31 protein-coding genes are annotated in these 14,559 nt (G+C 42.2%); all 31 read right to left on the reverse strand.

Annotated features, from left to right (window positions below; translation table 11 throughout):
* On the reverse strand, positions 1–392 hold a 392-nt coding region (gene rplQ, locus JXA84_09250), incomplete at its 3' end, for a 50S ribosomal protein L17 (protein ID MBN1151390.1).
* The gene (locus JXA84_09255; GenBank protein MBN1151391.1) at positions 382–1,377 is read right to left on the reverse strand and encodes a DNA-directed RNA polymerase subunit alpha; all 996 of its coding nucleotides are present in this window, start codon (positions 1,375–1,377) and stop codon (positions 382–384) included. The genes rplQ and JXA84_09255, both read right to left, overlap by 11 nt.
* 12 nt (positions 1,378–1,389) lie before the next feature.
* Positions 1,390–2,022, reverse strand: coding sequence for a 30S ribosomal protein S4 (rpsD, locus tag JXA84_09260; protein ID MBN1151392.1), 633 nt, complete (start codon positions 2,020–2,022; stop codon positions 1,390–1,392).
* A gap of 18 nt (positions 2,023–2,040) precedes the next feature.
* On the reverse strand, positions 2,041–2,439 hold the full coding sequence (gene rpsK / locus JXA84_09265; protein ID MBN1151393.1) for a 30S ribosomal protein S11: 399 nt from the start codon (positions 2,437–2,439) through the stop codon (positions 2,041–2,043).
* Positions 2,440–2,470: 31 nt separating this feature from the next.
* Positions 2,471–2,854 (reverse strand): 30S ribosomal protein S13, encoded by a 384-nt coding sequence (rpsM, locus tag JXA84_09270; GenBank protein ID MBN1151394.1) that lies wholly within the window; start codon positions 2,852–2,854, stop codon positions 2,471–2,473.
* A gap of 10 nt (positions 2,855–2,864) precedes the next feature.
* Positions 2,865–2,981, reverse strand: a complete 117-nt coding sequence (rpmJ, locus tag JXA84_09275) for a 50S ribosomal protein L36 (GenBank protein MBN1151395.1) — start codon at positions 2,979–2,981, stop codon at positions 2,865–2,867.
* A 10-nt stretch (positions 2,982–2,991) separates the two neighbouring features.
* Complete coding sequence (gene infA / locus JXA84_09280; GenBank protein ID MBN1151396.1) at positions 2,992–3,222, reverse strand: translation initiation factor IF-1; 231 nt, start codon at positions 3,220–3,222, stop codon at positions 2,992–2,994.
* Positions 3,215–3,883, reverse strand: a complete 669-nt coding sequence (locus JXA84_09285; GenBank protein MBN1151397.1) for a nucleoside monophosphate kinase — start codon at positions 3,881–3,883, stop codon at positions 3,215–3,217. Before JXA84_09285 ends, infA begins: the two co-directional genes overlap by 8 nt.
* The gene (gene secY, locus JXA84_09290) at positions 3,884–5,200 is read right to left on the reverse strand and encodes a preprotein translocase subunit SecY (GenBank protein ID MBN1151398.1); all 1,317 of its coding nucleotides are present in this window, start codon (positions 5,198–5,200) and stop codon (positions 3,884–3,886) included. It lies immediately after the preceding gene.
* Positions 5,197–5,658 carry a 50S ribosomal protein L15 gene (gene rplO / locus JXA84_09295; GenBank protein ID MBN1151399.1) on the reverse strand — a complete coding sequence of 154 codons (462 nt, stop codon included), beginning with the start codon at positions 5,656–5,658 and terminating at the stop codon, positions 5,197–5,199. Before rplO ends, secY begins: the two co-directional genes overlap by 4 nt.
* Positions 5,655–5,840 (reverse strand): 50S ribosomal protein L30, encoded by a 186-nt coding sequence (gene rpmD, locus JXA84_09300; GenBank protein ID MBN1151400.1) that lies wholly within the window; start codon positions 5,838–5,840, stop codon positions 5,655–5,657. Before rpmD ends, rplO begins: the two co-directional genes overlap by 4 nt.
* Before the next feature lie 19 nt (positions 5,841–5,859).
* The gene (gene rpsE / locus JXA84_09305; protein MBN1151401.1) at positions 5,860–6,372 is read right to left on the reverse strand and encodes a 30S ribosomal protein S5; all 513 of its coding nucleotides are present in this window, start codon (positions 6,370–6,372) and stop codon (positions 5,860–5,862) included.
* A complete protein-coding gene (locus JXA84_09310) occupies positions 6,366–6,761 on the reverse strand; it encodes a 50S ribosomal protein L18 (protein ID MBN1151402.1) in 396 nt (131 codons plus the stop codon). The genes rpsE and JXA84_09310 overlap by 7 nt, the downstream gene beginning before the upstream one ends.
* Before the next feature lie 14 nt (positions 6,762–6,775).
* Positions 6,776–7,378: a 50S ribosomal protein L6 gene (rplF, locus tag JXA84_09315; protein ID MBN1151403.1), complete on the reverse strand. Its 603-nt coding sequence runs from the start codon at positions 7,376–7,378 to the stop codon at positions 6,776–6,778.
* A gap of 9 nt (positions 7,379–7,387) precedes the next feature.
* A complete protein-coding gene (gene rpsH, locus JXA84_09320; protein ID MBN1151404.1) occupies positions 7,388–7,786 on the reverse strand; it encodes a 30S ribosomal protein S8 in 399 nt (132 codons plus the stop codon).
* 9 nt (positions 7,787–7,795) lie between these two features.
* Positions 7,796–7,981, reverse strand: coding sequence for a type Z 30S ribosomal protein S14 (locus JXA84_09325; GenBank protein MBN1151405.1), 186 nt, complete (start codon positions 7,979–7,981; stop codon positions 7,796–7,798).
* Positions 7,982–8,542: a 50S ribosomal protein L5 gene (gene rplE / locus JXA84_09330; GenBank protein MBN1151406.1), complete on the reverse strand. Its 561-nt coding sequence runs from the start codon at positions 8,540–8,542 to the stop codon at positions 7,982–7,984.
* A 105-nt stretch (positions 8,543–8,647) separates the two neighbouring features.
* Positions 8,648–8,977 carry a 50S ribosomal protein L24 gene (locus JXA84_09335; GenBank protein ID MBN1151407.1) on the reverse strand — a complete coding sequence of 110 codons (330 nt, stop codon included), beginning with the start codon at positions 8,975–8,977 and terminating at the stop codon, positions 8,648–8,650.
* Complete coding sequence (gene rplN / locus JXA84_09340) at positions 8,977–9,345, reverse strand: 50S ribosomal protein L14 (protein MBN1151408.1); 369 nt, start codon at positions 9,343–9,345, stop codon at positions 8,977–8,979. The genes JXA84_09335 and rplN overlap by 1 nt, the downstream gene beginning before the upstream one ends.
* Positions 9,346–9,627: a 30S ribosomal protein S17 gene (gene rpsQ / locus JXA84_09345; GenBank protein MBN1151409.1), complete on the reverse strand. Its 282-nt coding sequence runs from the start codon at positions 9,625–9,627 to the stop codon at positions 9,346–9,348.
* Positions 9,620–9,835, reverse strand: a complete 216-nt coding sequence (rpmC, locus tag JXA84_09350; GenBank protein MBN1151410.1) for a 50S ribosomal protein L29 — start codon at positions 9,833–9,835, stop codon at positions 9,620–9,622. The genes rpsQ and rpmC overlap by 8 nt, the downstream gene beginning before the upstream one ends.
* Before the next feature lie 12 nt (positions 9,836–9,847).
* Complete coding sequence (gene rplP / locus JXA84_09355; GenBank protein MBN1151411.1) at positions 9,848–10,264, reverse strand: 50S ribosomal protein L16; 417 nt, start codon at positions 10,262–10,264, stop codon at positions 9,848–9,850.
* Between the two features lie 12 nt (positions 10,265–10,276).
* Positions 10,277–10,978: a 30S ribosomal protein S3 gene (gene rpsC / locus JXA84_09360; protein MBN1151412.1), complete on the reverse strand. Its 702-nt coding sequence runs from the start codon at positions 10,976–10,978 to the stop codon at positions 10,277–10,279.
* Between the two features lie 11 nt (positions 10,979–10,989).
* Positions 10,990–11,340 carry a 50S ribosomal protein L22 gene (rplV, locus tag JXA84_09365; GenBank protein MBN1151413.1) on the reverse strand — a complete coding sequence of 117 codons (351 nt, stop codon included), beginning with the start codon at positions 11,338–11,340 and terminating at the stop codon, positions 10,990–10,992.
* Positions 11,341–11,351: 11 nt separating this feature from the next.
* On the reverse strand, positions 11,352–11,648 hold the full coding sequence (rpsS, locus tag JXA84_09370) for a 30S ribosomal protein S19 (protein MBN1151414.1): 297 nt from the start codon (positions 11,646–11,648) through the stop codon (positions 11,352–11,354).
* 20 nt (positions 11,649–11,668) lie between these two features.
* Positions 11,669–12,493: a 50S ribosomal protein L2 gene (rplB, locus tag JXA84_09375; protein MBN1151415.1), complete on the reverse strand. Its 825-nt coding sequence runs from the start codon at positions 12,491–12,493 to the stop codon at positions 11,669–11,671.
* Positions 12,494–12,496: 3 nt separating this feature from the next.
* Positions 12,497–12,793, reverse strand: a complete 297-nt coding sequence (gene rplW / locus JXA84_09380) for a 50S ribosomal protein L23 (GenBank protein ID MBN1151416.1) — start codon at positions 12,791–12,793, stop codon at positions 12,497–12,499.
* Positions 12,790–13,422, reverse strand: coding sequence for a 50S ribosomal protein L4 (gene rplD, locus JXA84_09385; GenBank protein MBN1151417.1), 633 nt, complete (start codon positions 13,420–13,422; stop codon positions 12,790–12,792). The genes rplW and rplD overlap by 4 nt, the downstream gene beginning before the upstream one ends.
* Positions 13,419–14,108 carry a 50S ribosomal protein L3 gene (gene rplC, locus JXA84_09390; protein MBN1151418.1) on the reverse strand — a complete coding sequence of 230 codons (690 nt, stop codon included), beginning with the start codon at positions 14,106–14,108 and terminating at the stop codon, positions 13,419–13,421. The genes rplD and rplC overlap by 4 nt, the downstream gene beginning before the upstream one ends.
* A gap of 5 nt (positions 14,109–14,113) precedes the next feature.
* Positions 14,114–14,443: a 30S ribosomal protein S10 gene (gene rpsJ, locus JXA84_09395; protein MBN1151419.1), complete on the reverse strand. Its 330-nt coding sequence runs from the start codon at positions 14,441–14,443 to the stop codon at positions 14,114–14,116.
* A gap of 7 nt (positions 14,444–14,450) precedes the next feature.
* Positions 14,451–14,559: hypothetical protein (locus JXA84_09400; GenBank protein MBN1151420.1), on the reverse strand; the 109-nt coding region annotated here is incomplete at its 5' end.

The following is a 14,559-nucleotide window of genomic DNA, read 5'->3' on the forward strand; positions in this document are numbered from 1 at the left end:
GCCGGCTTCTTTTCCTTCTTCTCCTTTTTCTCATCCTTATATGATGAAAGCTCGATAAGCGCCATTCTCGCGTTGTCTCCCTGGCGGAAATCAAGACCGTATATTCTCGTGTACCCGCCGTTTTTGTCCTTCATGTCCGGCATGATCTTCTCGAAAAGATTCTGTACTGTTTCTTTTCCGTATACGAGTCTGGCTACGTATCTTCTCGCGTTGAAGTCATCCACTTTAGCTTTTGTTATTATTTTTTCTACATAGGGCTGAAGTTCTTTTGCTATTGATTTGGTGGTTCTTATTTTTCCATGCAGCAAAAGCGAACTCGCCGCGTTTCTGAGAAGTGCTCTTCTGTTGGCCTCGTTTCTTCCGAGTTTTCTTCCTTGTATTTTATGCCTCATCTGATTTCTCCGTTTCTTCTTGTTCCAGGTACTCGCTGACATCCATTCCGAATCTCAACCCTTTTGATTCAAGAACCTTTACGAGTTCCTGCAATGATCGTTTGCCGAAATTTTTATATTTCAGCATTTCCTGTTCGCTTCTTTGAACTAAATCACCAAGATTTTTTAGCTTTGCTTCTTTAAGACAATTTGCCGCTCTGACGGAAAGTTCAAGTTCCTCAACCTTCTGCGACAACAATTTCTTCATTCTTTTTTTGTCTTCATCCACTTCTTCTTCAACAATGGTTTCCGGTTCTTTCTCAAAGTTTATTAAAACAGAAGCGTAATCCTTAAGAATCTTACCCGAGTGCGACAAAGCGTCTAAAGGTTTTATGGTTCCGTCAGTCCAGACTTCAACAACCAGTTTGTCGAAGTCGGTTCTATTTCCCACTCTGGTGTTGTCTACAGCAAAATTTACTTTTGTCACCGGAGAAAACACAGCGTCGAGAAATATTGTACCCAGAGGCGCGTTCTTTGTTTTTATCCGCTCGATTGGACAATAACCTGTTCCTGAAGTGACTTCCAAATCCGCTTTCAGATCCGCGTTTCTGCCCAAAGTGCATATCTCCAAATCCGGGTTGACAATTTTTACTCCTGCAGGAGTCCAAATATCGCCTGCTTTAACCGTGCAGGGACCTTTTTTTCTGATTTCAAGCGTAACAGGAAGGTCGCAATCTGCTGTAATTCTCACTTTTTTCAATCTTATCTCTATTTCAATTATATCTTCCATAACCCCTGGAATCGGGACATACTCATGGTCCACGCCGTCTATTCTCATCCTCGTAATTGCCGCCCCCTGTACGGAAGAAAGAAGAATTCTACGCAAGGCGTTGCCTAACGTGAAACCGAAACCTCTTTCAAGAGGGTCGAGCGTAAACCTTCCATAGTCAGCGTTTTCTTCTTCTACCACGACACTCTTAGGTATCTGAATTGGTTTTAGTTTCATTCTTTTCCCCTTTTATTTCGAATAGAGCTCTACTATTAAGTGCTCCCTTATGTCAGGAGGAAGATCCATTCTTTCTGGTATAGCGTTGAATACCGCTTTCTTTTTTTCAAAATCCAGCGAAATCCAGCTCGGTATACCCCTTTGCTTTCTCGCTTCAAGGGATCCGTTGACCAGATCAAGTGATTTGCTTCTGTCTTTAATCTCAATTAAATCGCCGATTTTCACCTGGTATGAAGGAAAACTCACTTTTCTTCCGTTGATCAAAAAATGACCGTGTCTAATAAGCTGTCTGGCTGACTTCCTTGAAGGCGCAAAACCCGCTCTATACGTGACATTGTCTAATCTTCTCTCGAGAAGCTGAAGAAGAATAGTGCCAGTGACGCCTTTTTGTTTTGAAGCGTCTTCAAAATAATTTCTGAATTGCTTCTCCAAAACTCCGTATTGTCTTTTTACTTTCTGTTTTTCTCTTAACTGATCTCCGTAGAGATTCATCTTCCTCCGTTTTCTCCCCATAGCCACCCCCGGAGACTTGACTTTCTCGTTTTCCATGGGGCATTTTGTTGTAAAACATTTTTCTCCCTTGAGAAATAGCTTTACTCCTTCTCTTCTGCAAAGTCTGCAATTAGGTCCAATATATCTTGCCATCTGTTTTTACCCCCGACTTTATACTCTGCGTTTTTTAGGCGGTCTGCATCCGTTGTGAGGAATAGGCGTTATGTCCTTGATCAACACCACTTCAAGCCCCGATCCCTCAAGCGATCTGATCGCCGATTCCCTTCCGGGGCCAGGTCCTTTGACCCAGACTTCAACTCTTTTTAATCCGAGAGTCATAGCTTTTTTCGCGGCTTCTTTTGCAGCTTCACCCGCAGCAAACGGCGTTCCCTTTCTCGAGCCTTTTTGTCCGGTCGTCCCCGAAGAAGCCCAACTGATTGTTCCGCCTTGATTGTCCGTCAACGTGACTATTGTGTTGTTGAATGTCGAATGAATATGCGCGACACCGTTTGTGTCGACCTTTGTTTTTTTCTTTGTCCTCTTCTCGGATTTTACCTTCTTAGCAGACACTTATCCTCCTAATTCATAACTTTTTGGGCGATTACTTTTTAAGAGTGACTTTTTTAGCGGCTATAGCGCCTTTTTTGGGTCCCTTTCTGGTCCTCGCGTTTGTCTTAGTCCTCTGCCCTCTGACGGGAAGTCCCCTTGCATGTCTCAAGCCCCGGTAACATTGGATCTCCTTGAGCCTTTTGATATTTTGAGCAACCTCCGCCCTTAGCTGACCTTCGACTTTTACGTTTTCGTCTAAATACCGTCTAATCTTTTCCACATCTTTTTCCGTCAATTCATTTGACCTCAAAGAAGGGTTTATGTCTATAGCTTTAAGTATAGTCTGAGATGTCTTGAGGCCTATGCCAAAAATATATGTTAACGCGACCTCTATCCTTTTATTTCTCGGAAGGTCAATACCGGAAATTCTTGCCAAAAAACACCTCCTATCCCTGACGCTGTTTGTGCTTTGGGTTTTTTTTGCAAATCACCCTAACGATGTTGTTTCTTCTTATTATTTTGCAATCCTTGCAAATTTTTTTCACCGAAGCTCTGACTTTCATATTTTCCCCTTTATTTCTGTCTGTATATAATTCGACCTTTTGTCATGTCGTAAGGAGAAAGTTCCAGAATAACTTTATCCCCCGGCAAAATTTTAATGTAGTTAATTCTCATCCTACCTGAAAGGTATGCCTGAACCAGATGCTGCGTGTTTTCTATCAAAACTCTGTATTTCAAGCCTGGTAAAACTTCCTGGACTATTCCGTTTATTTGAATTCCTTTTTTCCCTTTTCCTTCAGTCATCAAGTTCATGCTCCAAATCTCTCATAAGTTCATTTTTCGCCTTTTCTCCATCAACTTCCACAAGTAAACTTTTTTTTCGGTAAAAGTCGAGAAGGGGTTTTGTCTGTTTTTCGTAGACCGAAAGTCTATCCCTGATAATTTCGGGTTTGTCGTCTTCTCTTGTTACCAATTTACACCCGCAGATTTTACAAACGCCTTTTTTCGCAGGCTCATCGGTTCTGAGATTATACACCTTTTTGCAGACAGGGCAATATCTTCTGTTTGAATTTCTTTCTATCGCGGTTTCGGGTTTTATGTGAAAATAAAAAACTTTGTTTAATTGCTTGCCTTTTCTTATCAACATCTCTTCCAATCCTTCCGCCTGACCAATAGTTCTGGGAAATCCATCCAGAATAAGCACGGGAGAGACACCGTCCTTTTCTTCTATTGCCTTTTCCAAAACCTCCAAGACGATTTCATCAGGTATCAGCTTGCCTTCAGAGATAATTTTATTCAGTCTCTGGCCGAATTGAGTGCTTTTGCTGGCTTCGGCTCTGAGTATATCGCCGGCGATCAACGATTTATAACTTCTGCTTTTCCCGAGGAGTTCAGTTTGAGTTCCTTTCCCCGCCCCAGGAGGTCCGATGAAGACGACAATTTTACTGTCAGGTAATAACGGCATTTATCTTCTTCCTCTTATTTTGCCCTTACTCAAAAATCCCTCGTAATGCCTCATCATAAGCTGAGCCTCTACTTGCCTCATGGTGTCCAGAACGACCCCGACAACTATGAGAATCGAAGTTCCTCCAAAATAAAATGGAAGGTTGAATTTCTGAATTAGTATCATCGGCAAAACAGCGATAAACGCGAAAAATACCGATCCGGGAAGCGTTATGCGGCTTACGACGAAATCAATATATTCAGCGGTTTTCCTTCCCGGTCTATACCCTGGAATAAAACCGCCGTATTTCTTCATGTTGTCCGCTAAATCATTTGGGTTGATGACAACCGAAGTATAAAAATACGCGAAAAATACAATCAAAACCACATAAATCAAGTTGTAAATAAGTTCACCGGGTTGCATCCAGGCTGAAAACAACGCGAGAAAAGAAGCGCTAGTGCTGTTTTGGAAAAACTGGGCTATTGTCTGGGGAAACATCATTATAGATTGTGCGAATATTATGGGTATTATACCCGCGCTGTTGACGTTCAACGGAAGATGTGTCGATTGCCCTCCGTATACTTTTCTTCCAACCACTCTTTTTGCGTATTGTACAGGAATTCTTCTCTGTCCTTGGGTGATCAGAACAACAGAAGCTGTGATAAGAACCATCAGCAGTACTATTATTACAACCGTAAAAACATTTATAACGCCTGTTTTAAGAAGCATGAAGGTTCTGGCAACGTCCATGGGAAAACTTGCTACGATACCGACCATAATGATAAGGGATATTCCGTTTCCGATACCTACTTCGGTAATCCTTTCTCCCAACCACATGACGAAAACAGTCCCTACAGTCAGAGATATTATAGTCGTTGTCATAAACAAAAATCCCGGATTGTTGACGAGCGCCAGCCCTTCTATGGATTGAGACTGAAGATATATTCCAATACTGAAAGCTTGAAAAATCGCCAATCCGACGGTAGTGTATCTAGTGTATTGTGTTATTTTCCTTCTGCCTTCTTCTCCTTCTTTCTGGAGTTTTTGAAGCCAGGGTACTATCGAAGCGAGCAACTGGAAAACAATCGAGGCTGTAATGTAAGGCATGATTCCGAGAGCAAAAACCGTTGCCCTTCCAAGGTTGCCTCCCGCAAACATATCGAAAAGACCTAATATACCCGCCTGTTGAGCTTGAAAAAACTTAGAAAGCGCTACAGCATTGATACCCGGAAGCGGAATGTGCCCTCCAAGCCTGTAAATCACCAAAAGGAACGCCGTCCAGAAAATTTTTTTTCGGAGATCTTCGACTTTGAATATATTTTGAAAACTCTTAATCACTTAACCACATCCGTGTTGTCTATTCCTATTAATTCAACTGTCCCTCCGGCTTTTTCGATCTTTTCTTTGGCCGAATGAGAAAAGGCGTGAACTTTAAACACAACAGCTTTAGAAAGATTTCCTTCTGACAGTATTTTTATTTTCTCACCCCACTTTATTATTTTCTTTTCATAAAGCGTATCTGGGGTGACTTCTGTCAGTCCAAGGTCTTCTATCCTCTTTAAATTTATCGGTTTAAATTCTTTGCGGCTGACATTTTTAAACCCTCTTTTGGGAACAAGCCGCTGAAGTGGCATTTTTCCGCCTTCAAACCATGGGGGAGTAGAAGAGCCTGATCTTGATTTCTGACCTTTTGTGCCTCTGGTGGCTGTTTTTCCGTGCCCTGAACCGATACCCCTGCCCACTCTTTTTTTCTTGTGTGTCGCTCCGGGAGTCGGAGATAATTCGTGAAGTTTCATGCCGTCAACTCCTCTACGTTAACAAGATGTTTTACCTTTTCAATCATGCCTCGAACTTGAGGGGAATCTTCAATAATAACGGAATCTCTTATGTGCCTTAAACCCAGAGCGAAAATCGTTTTTTTCTGAGATATATGCCTGCCTATAGGGCTCTTTGTCTGTGTTATTCTGAACTTTTTCATCATCTCCGCTCCTTGAATCTCACCTTTGCTTGGGTAAAATATCCTCAATTTTCTTGTTCCTTACCTTGGCGACTTCTTCCGGGGACCGCAACTGGGTCAGCGCTTTCATTGTCGCTTTTGCAAGATTGACGGAACTATTCGATCCTAAAGATTTTGTCAGTATGTCTTTAATTCCCGCAGCGTTAAGCACTGCGCCGACAACTGAACAGGCTATGACACCTGTGCCTTTGGAAGCAGGTTTCAACAGAACCTTGCTCGCTCCGTGAACTCCTACGACCGAATGAGGTATGGTGGTCCCGAAGACACATATGTCAGTCATATTCCTCTTTGCCTTTTCTGTCGCTTTTGAAATTGCGTTAGCGATTTCAGACGCTTTCCCTGTGCCCACTCCCGCTTTGCCTTTACCATTGCCCACGACGACTACGCTGGAGAATTTGAAACGCCGTCCACCTTTGATTACCTTCGCGACTCTTTTGATGGCGACGGTTTGATCGAATAATTCAGTTGTTTCGATTACTTCTTGTTTCAAAATTCAAGACCTCCTTCTCTAGCGCCTTCCGCAAAAGCTTTTACTCTTCCATGGTATCTATAAGATCCTTTGTCAAAAACAATTTTCTTTATATTTTTCTCTACCGCTTTTTCCGCGAGAATTTTTCCGGTTTTTTTAGCCATCAGTATTTTGCCTTTTAATCCATTTTTTTCAGATTCGGCAACCTGGACTTTATCGAGTTTGTCTGCATCTTGCAAAGATGAAGAGGAAACAAGCGTTTTGCCGCTTACGTCATCTATCAGCTGAGCGTATATGTGCCTCAGGCTTCTGTATACATTAAGTCTCGGCACTTCATTGTCACCCGAAATTTTCATCCGTATTCTGCTGTGCCTTTTCAACCTGCTGTTTCTTTTTTGTTTATTTTTGTCCATATCATCTTCCTCTTTTATTTCGCTCCGGTTGCAGCTGCTTTACCGGCTTTACGCCTTATCCACTCGCCTTTGTATTTGATCCCCTTCCCTTTATATGGTTCCGGAGGTCTTATGGATCTTATCAAAGCGGCCATTTGTCCGACGGTTTGCTTGTCATTCCCTTTTATCGTAATCAAGGTATTGTCCGGGGAAACTTCGAATTTAATGCCTTCAAGTTTTTTTATCCATTTACTCGTCTTGATTTTACTGCCCGAAAAACCTTCCGGTGGCTTGGAGGAAATTCTTATCGGGTGAGAGTACCCAATAGAGATGACGAGGTCTTCTTTGTCCAAAGTCGCTCTGTATCCCACCCCGTTTATCTCCAACTGTCTTTCAACGCCTTTTGTAACTCCTTCAACCATATTTGCGATTAAAGCCCTGGCCAAACCCTGAAATTTTCCTGAATTTTCATCTTTCTTCTCGACAATGAGGGTATTTTCCTGCATTTTAAGTTCTACACCAAAGGGGAAAGATTCTTGTTTCTTGCCAAGAGGACCTTCAACTACTATTGAATTTCCATTAATTTCAACCTTTAGCCCTTTAGGAATACTTATGGGTTTTTTTCCAACTCTCGACATATTATTACCTCACCAAATGTTACACAATATCTCGCCGCCTACTCTTTTCTTTCTCGCTTCAGCGTCCGTCATTAAACCAAGCGGGGTAGACACTACGGCAATACCTAAATTTTCCATAACTCTCGGCAGCTTTTTGTATTCTTTGTAAACTCTCAATCCGGGTCTGCTGACTCTCTCCAAAGTCGTTATAACCGGTTTGCCATTAGAAGTGTATTTCAGTTCAATTCTGATGTTCTTTTTGCCCTTTTCGCTGACTTCTTCGACTTTAGCGAGATAGCCTTCAGCTTCGGCAATTTTAGCTATTCTAAACTTCAGATCCGAATACGGCATTGAAACAGACTGTTTCTTCACCATAAGAGCGTTTCTAAGTCTCGTAAGCATATCTGCAATAGGATCGCTCATCGACATTTTAACCCCCTACCAGCTTGCTTTCTTTATTCCAGGGATCTCGCCTTTTAAAGCTAATTCTCTGAAACAAATTCTGCAAAGACCGAAATCCCCCATATAACCTCTGCTCCTACCGCATCTGAAACAACGGTTATACTTCCTGACTGAGTATTTCGGCTCTCTTTTTTGCTTAATTTTCCATGATCTTTTAGCCATTTAAGCTCCCGCCTTTTCTGTTGAACTCTTTCTAAAAGGCACGCCCATAAGTTCAAGCAGCGATCGTGCCTCTTCATCCGTATTAGCAGTGGTCACTATGGTTATATTCATGCCCATTATTGTGTAAACTTTATCGTAATCAATTTCCGGGAACACTATTTGTTCAGTTAAACCGAAATTATAATTTCCTCTTCCGTCGAATCCGTCTGTTTTAAATCCCCTGAAATCTCTTATTCGAGGGGCTGCAACATTCATCAAACGGTCAAAAAACTCATACATCATTTTGTTTCTCAAGGTTACGGACACCCCTACAGGCATGCCTTCTCTCAGTTTGAAATTGGATATTGCTTTTGTGGCTTTTCTGATCGATGGCCTTTGCCCGGTAATTATCATAAGATCGTTTACAGCCGCTTCAATAAGCTTGGAGTCTCCAATTGCTTTACCCACGCCCATGCTTACGACTATTTTTTCGAGTTTCGGGACATCCATTTTTTTGTAACCGAATTTCTTTCCGAGTTCTTTTGATACTGTTTGATCATAGTATTCTTTAACTCTCGGAATTCTCTTGTCCTGGTTGGGTTTTTCCATCAACTCGATTTTTTGAAGCGATTTTCCTGAAACCGACTGATCATGAGTTTTAGACTTTTTCTCTTTTGCCATTTTTCCTCACTTGTTTGCTAAAACCGCGCCGCACCTGGCACAAATTCTTTCTCCAGGTTTATCAGGGTTCCTTTTCACCCTCGTAGGAGCGTGGCAAGATTGGCATACAATCATTAAGTTTGAAAGGTTTATCGGTGACTCTTTTGAAATTATTCCGCCTTGTTCAGTCTGGCTTTTAGCGCGTTGGTGTTTTTTGACGAGGTTTATTCCTTCGACTATCGCTTTGTTTTTTTCAGGAAAGACAAACAATATTTTCCCCTGTTTACCACGGTCATTCCCAGTCATCACTTTCACCGTATCGCCTTTTTTCAGATTCAACTTAACAGGATTTTTCATCATACGACCTCCGGTGCGAGAGACACGATTTTCAAATAATTTCTTTCTCTCAGTTCTCTCGCTATGGGACCGAAAATTCTCGTACCTTTCGGGGTCCCTGTTTCATCAATTATTACAACAGCGTTCTGATCGAACCTCACAATAGTTCCGTCTTTTCTTTTTACGGGTTGTTTAGTTCTGACTACAACCGCGTTATGTTTTGTCTTGTTTTTCACGGTAGCATTTGGTATCGCTTCTTTGACGACAATCATAATTTTATCACCGACTCTGGCGTATCTCCTTCTGCTCCCGCCGAGAATTTTTATGCAGGTTCCCCATTTTCCGCCAGAATTGTCGGCGATTACAAAAGTTGAATTTTCAGACAACATTTAAATATCTCCTTGTTCTCCCTTTGCTTTCCTCAGAATTTTTGATAGAGTCCAGCATTTATTTTTTGAAAGAGGTCTTGTTTCCATAATAACTACGAAATCGCCTTCTTGGGCGGAATTGTTTTCATCATGAGCAATAAACTTTTTATACTTTTTTACTATTTTTTTGTAAAGGGGGTGCGCGAATTTTCTCTCAACTTTCACAACTATGGACTTATCCATTTTGTCCGAAACGACTATTCCTTCCCTTATTTTTTTTCTGTTTATTCTCGCGTTATCCATTTTCGATATTCCCCTTCTGTGCGATTTGCTTTTCTCTTAGTATCGTCAGAATTCTGGCTTTTTCCTTCTTGGCGTTTCTTATGTTTGCCGGTTTGTCCGTTGCATTCGACATGACTCTAAAACGCAATTTAAAAATTTCTTCGTTTACTTCGTCCAGCCTGTGCATCAATTCCTGTTCCGTAAGTTCTCTAATTTCTTTAGCTTTCATCTTTCACCTCTGCTAAGCTACATCGTGCCCTGAAATAAATCTGGTTTTTATAGGAAGCTTCGCGGCAGCGAGCTCCATTGCCCTTTTTGCCGTCTCTTCGTCTACCCCTTCGAGTTCAAATATCACCCTTCCTCTTCTGACAACAGCCACCCAACCCACTGGCGCTCCTTTCCCTTTACCCATTCTCGTTTCAGCGGGTTTTTCAGTTATAGGTTTGTCGGGGAACATACGGATCCAAAGCTTACCGCCTCTTTTGATATGCCTGGTTATTGCGACACGAGCTGCTTCTATTTGCTTGGCTGTTATCCAAGCCGCTTCGAGAGCCTGCAAACCGTATTCTCCAAAATCAATTTTGCTGGCGCCTTTGGAAACGCCTCTTCTCTTGCCTCTTTGCTGTTTTCTGTATTTCATTCTCTTAGGTGCCAACATGATTCATCTCTCCTATTTTCTCTTTTTTTCTTTTTTAGCTCCCAAAAGACCGAGTTGATTCAACCTGTGCTGATCTTCGTCGTTCATTATCAAACCTTTGAAAATCCATGTTTTGATTCCAACGGTTCCCGAAAGAGTGTGAGCTGTAGTTTGAGCGTAATCTATGTCCGCTCTTAGGGTGTGAAGAGGTATGTTTCCTTCTCTGTACCATTCGGTTCTTGCTATTTCAGCTCCTCCGAGGCGTCCCGAACACGTGACCTTTATCCCTTTTGCGCCTTGTCTCATGGCGTTTGTCACCGCCCTTTTCATTGCCCTTTTAAAACTCACTCTTTGCACTATTTGATTCATTATGTTGTCGGCCACCAATTTGGCGTCTAACTCGGGACTTTGTACTTCCTGGATTTTTAAATTGACTTCTTTGTTTATCAAACCTTTTACTTCTTCACGAAGGTTGGTGATTTCTTTACCTTGTTTTCCGATTATTTTCCCCGGAGTTGAGGTATGAATAGTTATCGTTATGTTGTCGACGGCTTTTTCAATCTCAATTTTCGAAAACCCCACCTTGGAGTCGTTTAACCTTCTGTTCAGATAAGTTCTAATTTTGTTGTCGTCATATAGGCCTTGGCTGAAATTTCTTTGATGCGCGAACCATCGAGAATCCCAATTCTTCGTAATGCCTATTCTAAATCCAACGGGATGTGTTTTTTGTCCCAAACTGACCTCCGCTATTTTGAAAAGTTCTCGACCGTGACCGTTATATGACAGGTTTCTTTGACAATAGGTTTAGCCCTTCCTCTGGCTCCTGCCCTGAAACGCTTGGGATAACTAGGCCCCTTGTCGATTCTGATGTCTTTTATGTATATGTCGCTGTCGTCCAAAGCGACGCCTTCAGGCTTGACCTTCATGTTTGCTGCTGCAGATGCTATTGTTTTAGTTAAAGAGTATGATATCGCGTAATTTGTGAAGGAAAGCAGGGATAGAGCTTCGTCGATCCTTTTCCCTTTTATGGAGTCAACAATTCTTCTGGCTTTTTTCGAAGTGACCCTCACGTATTTTGTTATTGCCATTGTCTGCATTTTCTATCCCCTTACCCCTGAGCTTTACTCTTCCTCTCCGCTTCGGCTTTTTTCCCTCCATGCCCTCTGAAAAGCCTTGTAGGAGAAAATTCTCCGAGTTTATGCCCCACCATATTTTCCGTAACATACACAGGAATAAACTTTTTTCCGTTGTGTACGGCAAAAGACAGCCCGACAAAATCCGGAGTAATCGTAGAGCGTCTGCTCCATGTTTTTATGGTCTTTTTATCTCTTTCAGATTTCATTTTTTCGACTTTTTCTATCAGTTTCTGATCGACAAACGGCCCTTTTTTGATCGACCTCGGCATTGGCTCTTCTCCTCTGTTCCTTATTTAGATTTTCTTTTAATTATGTATTTATCCGAACGTTTTGTCTTTCTCGTTTTGTATCCTTTTGTCGGAAGGCCTTTCGGCGAAACAGGATGTCTTCCGCCGCTTGATCTTCCTTCTCCACCTCCGAGCGGATGATCCACGGGATTCATAGCGACTCCTCTAACCTTCGGTCTTCTTCCAAGCCAACGGGTTCTTCCCGCTTTTCCCGAATGAATGTTGAATTTGTCGGGATTGCTGACCATTCCCACGGTCGCTCTGCATTTTTGGTTTATCAACCTTATTTCTCCTGAAGGCAATTTGACGTGTGAGAATTTACCCTCGTGAGCGAGAATTGTAGCCGAGGTACCCGCCCCTCGGGCGAGTTGAGCTCCTTTACCGGGGTTGAGCTCGATGTTGTGCACCGGTATTCCCGTTGGAATGTTGCCCACGGCCATGCAGTTTCCGATGTCCGCGGACAACTTGTCGCCTGATTTAATCTTATCTCCGACCTTTAAATTCAATGGGGCAATTATGTAACTCTTTATGCCATCTTCATAATGGATCAAGGCGATTCTCGCGCCCCTGTTTGGATCGTATTCAATAGCTTTTACTTCTGCGAAGATACCGTCTTTATTTCTCTTAAAATCTACAATTCTGTATTTTCTTTTCGATCCTCCCCCGCGGTGCCTTGTCGTGACTCTGCCTTGATTGTTTCTGCCACCTGTTTTTTTTAATATTTTTGTCAAAGATTTTTCCGGTTTCTTTTTGGTGATATCCGCAAAGTCATCTGTTTTTAAAAATCTCTGAATAGGTGTAACAGGTCTGTAAGATTTCAATCCCATAACTTATGCCCCTTCAAACATTTCTATTTTGTCTCCCTCGGCGAGAAGGCATACGGCTCTCTTGGTTGAAGGTTTTCTGCCTTCAAATCTTCCAAGCCTTTTAATTTTGCCTCTTCGGTTCATAATAGAGACGTTTTCCACTTTGACATTGAACAGCAATTCCACAGCTTTCTTGACTTCAATTTTATTAGACCTGTTGCTTACAAGAAAACCATATTTATTCTCGGTCTCTTTCAACTTTGTACTTTTTTCAGTCACAATAGGTCTAAGTATTATTTCTCTCGCTTTATCACGTGTCACGATGCAAAAACCTCCTTGAGCAATGCGATGGATTCAGGCGTCATAATGAGATTGTCGGCGTTGATAAGTTCGAAAGCGTTCAGGCAAGACACGAGAGCGGTTTTTACACCGGGAAGATTATTAGCCGACAATACATACTCTCTTGAATACTCATCGTTTATAATCAACGTTTTGGTTCCGTTCATCTTCAAAGAAGTGAGCATCGATTCAACCCTCGAAGTCTGCGGTCTGTCAAAGCTCAATTTTTCAACGCATTTTATGGATCCCTTTTCCGCTTTTGACGACAAGAGCGATTTGATCGCCAGAGCTCTCATTTTTCTGTTTAACTTCTTTGTGTATTTTCTTACTTTAGGTCCATGGGCTATTCCGCCGCCTCTCCACTGAACGGCTCTTATGCTCCCTTGACGCGCCCTTCCAGTTCCTTTTTGTCTCCAAGGTTTTTTACCGCCTCCGGAGACTTCCCTTCTGGTTTTCACCGAAGCGTTTCCTTGCCTTTGATTTGCAAGGAAAGTGACGACGGCTTGATGCACAACACTCTGTTTCTGTTCTACCGAGAATACGCTCTCGGGCAATTCAACTTTTTTACCGGTGTCTTCGCCTTTTTCGTTGTAAATCTCGAGCTGTTTCATCTTCCAAACTCCCTACCTCTGCTTTTAATCGCATTCTGAACCCTCAAGTAAGATCCGCTTGATCCTGGAACCGCTCCTTTCAAAAGAAGGAGATTTTTATCCGGTATGATCTTTATGATTTTGATGTTCTGAATTGTTTTTATTTTGTTACCCATCTGACCCGGCAGTTTATGGCCTTTTATAACCCTGCCAGGAGTAGTACCTGCTCCAATAGAACCCGGAGCTCTGTGAAACATTGATCCGCGGCTTTTTCTTCCTCCCCTGAATCCGTACCTTTTCACAACACCCTGAAAGCCCTTGCCCTTTGTTTTTGACCTGACGTCTACCATTTCCTCAGATTTAAAGACGGTTTCGACGGTCAGAACATCTCCAATTTTATATTCTTCATTTTTGTCGATTTTGAACTCCTGCGTTATCGAGCAAGGTTCAACTCCCGATTTTCTGAAAAGTCCCATTTCAGGTTTGTTTATTCTTCTCCCTTTAGCCGCTTTATTTTCGTTGGATGATTTTTCAGATTTCGGAAGCTTTGCATTTTCATAACCCAAAAGCAATTTTTTATGCTCTTTTCCTTCGTTGCAACTAACTACGACGCAAGGGCCGGCCTCGACAACCGTCACCGGAACAACCCGACCATCTTCAAGAAAGATTTGCGTCATTCCCAATTTTTTTCCTATTAAACCTTTCACAGCAGTCACTCCTCGGTCATCATCTTTATTTCTACGTCGACTCCAGCGGGTAAGTTTAGGTCCTTCAACGCTTCAGTGGTCTGATGAGTCGATTTTACTATATCTATCAATCTTTTATGAATTCTTAACTCGAACTGCTCCCTCGACTTTTTGTCAGCGTGAGGAGATCTCAAAACAGTATAAACTGTTTTTTGTGTCGGAAGCGGAATAGGTCCCGCTATTCTTCCTCCGGATCTTTTTACATTGTGGACAATGTCAGAGACGCATTTGTCCAAAACTGCGTGATCGTAAGCTTTCAGCTTAATTCTTATTGTGCCAATTTTCGATTTGTCCATACGCCACCTATTCCATTATTTCAGTGACGACACCCGCGCCCACGGTTTTTCCGCCTTCTCTGATGGCAAACCTCAAACCTTTCTCCATAGCAACTGTCGTCATCAAATTCACTTCC

It is taken from the genome of candidate division WOR-3 bacterium (assembly GCA_016926475.1).
In the GTDB taxonomy this organism is placed as follows: Bacteria; SDB-A; SDB-A; order SDB-A; family SDB-A; genus JAFGIG01.

Coding starts and splice junctions, on each gene's coding strand:
- JXA84_09255 (MBN1151391.1), bottom strand. CDS start 1,377: ATGAAACTAAAACCAATTCAGATACCTAAGAGTGTCGTGGTAGAAGAA.
- rpsD (MBN1151392.1), bottom strand. CDS start 2,022: ATGGCAAGATATATTGGACCTAATTGCAGACTTTGCAGAAGAGAAGGA.
- rpmJ (MBN1151395.1), bottom strand. CDS start 2,981: ATGAAAGTCAGAGCTTCGGTGAAAAAAATTTGCAAGGATTGCAAAATA.
- infA (MBN1151396.1), bottom strand. CDS start 3,222: ATGACTGAAGGAAAAGGGAAAAAAGGAATTCAAATAAACGGAATAGTC.
- JXA84_09285 (MBN1151397.1), bottom strand. CDS start 3,883: ATGCCGTTATTACCTGACAGTAAAATTGTCGTCTTCATCGGACCTCCT.
- rplO (MBN1151399.1), bottom strand. CDS start 5,658: ATGAAACTTCACGAATTATCTCCGACTCCCGGAGCGACACACAAGAAA.
- rpmD (MBN1151400.1), bottom strand. CDS start 5,840: ATGAAAAAGTTCAGAATAACACAGACAAAGAGCCCTATAGGCAGGCAT.
- JXA84_09310 (MBN1151402.1), bottom strand. CDS start 6,761: ATGGACAAAAATAAACAAAAAAGAAACAGCAGGTTGAAAAGGCACAGC.
- rplF (MBN1151403.1), bottom strand. CDS start 7,378: ATGTCGAGAGTTGGAAAAAAACCCATAAGTATTCCTAAAGGGCTAAAG.
- rpsH (MBN1151404.1), bottom strand. CDS start 7,786: ATGTCGATGAGCGATCCTATTGCAGATATGCTTACGAGACTTAGAAAC.
- JXA84_09325 (MBN1151405.1), bottom strand. CDS start 7,981: ATGGCTAAAAGATCATGGAAAATTAAGCAAAAAAGAGAGCCGAAATAC.
- JXA84_09335 (MBN1151407.1), bottom strand. CDS start 8,977: ATGAAAAATCCTGTTAAGTTGAATCTGAAAAAAGGCGATACGGTGAAA.
- rplN (MBN1151408.1), bottom strand. CDS start 9,345: ATGTTGTCTGAAAATTCAACTTTTGTAATCGCCGACAATTCTGGCGGA.
- rpsQ (MBN1151409.1), bottom strand. CDS start 9,627: ATGGATAACGCGAGAATAAACAGAAAAAAAATAAGGGAAGGAATAGTC.
- rpmC (MBN1151410.1), bottom strand. CDS start 9,835: ATGAAAGCTAAAGAAATTAGAGAACTTACGGAACAGGAATTGATGCAC.
- rplP (MBN1151411.1), bottom strand. CDS start 10,264: ATGTTGGCACCTAAGAGAATGAAATACAGAAAACAGCAAAGAGGCAAG.
- rplV (MBN1151413.1), bottom strand. CDS start 11,340: ATGCAGACAATGGCAATAACAAAATACGTGAGGGTCACTTCGAAAAAA.
- rpsS (MBN1151414.1), bottom strand. CDS start 11,648: ATGCCGAGGTCGATCAAAAAAGGGCCGTTTGTCGATCAGAAACTGATA.
- rplB (MBN1151415.1), bottom strand. CDS start 12,493: ATGGGATTGAAATCTTACAGACCTGTTACACCTATTCAGAGATTTTTA.
- rplD (MBN1151417.1), bottom strand. CDS start 13,422: ATGAAACAGCTCGAGATTTACAACGAAAAAGGCGAAGACACCGGTAAA.
- rpsJ (MBN1151419.1), bottom strand. CDS start 14,443: ATGGACAAATCGAAAATTGGCACAATAAGAATTAAGCTGAAAGCTTAC.